This window comes from Actinomadura chokoriensis (genome assembly GCF_041463665.1).
GTDB classification, from domain to species: Bacteria; Actinomycetota; Actinomycetes; order Streptosporangiales; family Streptosporangiaceae; genus Spirillospora; species Spirillospora chokoriensis_A.
Genome location: NZ_JAXCEJ010000056.1, coordinates 1,761 through 3,573 on the forward strand (window position 1 = coordinate 1,761; position 1,813 = coordinate 3,573).

1 rRNA gene (running past one end of the window) is annotated in these 1,813 nt (G+C 57.5%); it reads right to left on the reverse strand.

Annotated features, from left to right (window positions below):
- A 23S ribosomal RNA gene (locus SM418_RS37685) occupies window positions 1-1,581 on the reverse strand; it reaches 1,627 nt to the left of the window's first position.
- Window positions 1,582-1,813 lie beyond the last annotated feature (232 nt).

Consider the following 1,813-nt stretch of genomic DNA (forward strand, 5'->3'; position numbering starts at 1 on the left):
GAACCAGGCCCGAAGGCCCAACCCGGTATTCAGGGTCTTAGCATCAGAGAGTTCAGCGTTGGCGCATACCAGCGGGTACGGGAATATCAACCCGTTGTCCATCGACTACGCCTGTCGGCCTCGCCTTAGGTCCCGACTTACCCTGGGCGGATTAGCCTGCCCCAGGAACCCTTGGTCATCCGGCGCACACGTTTCTCACGCGTGACTCGCTACTCATGCCTGCATTCTCACTCCCACAGCCTCCACCACTCGATCACTCGGCGGCTTCACCGGCTGCAGGACGCTCCCCTACCCATCACACCACAAGGATGCAATGCCACGGCTTCGGCGGTGTGCTTGAGCCCCGCTACATTGTCGGCGCGGAATCACTTGACCAGTGAGCTATTACGCACTCTTTCAAGGGTGGCTGCTTCTAAGCCAACCTCCTGGTTGTCACAGCAACTCCACATCCTTTCCCACTTAGCACACGCTTAGGGGCCTTAGCCGATGATCTGGGCTGTTTCCCTCTCGACTACGAAGCTTATCCCCCGCAGTCTCACTGCCACGCTCTCACTTACCGGCATTCGGAGTTTGGCTGACGTCAGTAACCTTGTAGGGCCCATCAGCCATCCAGTAGCTCTACCTCCGGCAAGAAACACGCGACGCTGCACCTAAATGCATTTCGGGGAGAACCAGCTATCACGGAGTTTGATTGGCCTTTCACCCCTAACCACAGGTCATCCCCCAGGTTTTCAACCCTGGTGGGTTCGGGCCTCCACACCGTCTTACCGGCGCTTCACCCTGCCCATGGCTAGATCACCCCGCTTCGGGTCTACAGCATGCGACTAAAAACGCCCTATTCAGACTCGCTTTCGCTACGGCTACCCGCCACCGGTTAACCTCGCCACACACCATAACTCGCAGGCTCATTCTTCAAAAGGCACGCCATCACGAACAACCCCGAAGGGCTGAGGACGCTCTGACGGCTTGTAGGCACACGGTTTCAGGTACTATTTCACGACCCCTCACCGGGGCACTTTTCACCATTCCCTCACGGTACTGATCCGCTATCGGTCACCAGGAAGTATTCAGCCTTACCACGTGGTCGTGGCAGATTCACACAGGATTTCACGGGCCCCGTGCTACTCGGGAACACACCCAAGAGACACCGCAATTTCGTCTACCGGACTCTCACCGTCTACGGTCGGCCTTCCCATGCCATTCGACTATCACGATGCTTTATAACTCTTCGCCGGACTGGTAGATCCAGCAGGATGGTCCCACAACCCCGCACACGCAACCCCTACCAAGTATCACACGCGCACGGTTTAGGCTCCTCCGCTTTCGCTCACCACTACTCACGGAATCACAATTGTTTTCTCTTCCTGCGGGTACTGAGATGTTTCACTTCCCCGCGTTCCCACCAACCTGCCTATACATTCAGCAGGCGGCGACACCCCATGACGGGTGCCAGGTTTCCCCATTCGGAAATCCCCGGATCAAAGTCTGGTTGCCGACTCCCCGAGGCATATCGCAGGCTCCCACGTCCTTCATCGGCTCCTGATGCCAAGGCATCCACCGTATGCCCTTAAAAACTTGAACACACAAAACGATCAAAACAAATCGCAGACAAACAACAAAACCACGAAAGTCTCACGACCCCCGCGATCCCATCATTCGCCAGAGATGCTCGCGTCCACTGTGCAGTTCTCAAAAAACAACCGGGCCCACCAGCACCGCACCACCCAAAACAGGCGGCGCGGCGACTGGTCCCGCAGTCCGAGGCCACCAGGCTCGCGCCCGTCCCCTCAGGACCCAACAGCGTGTCCAACCC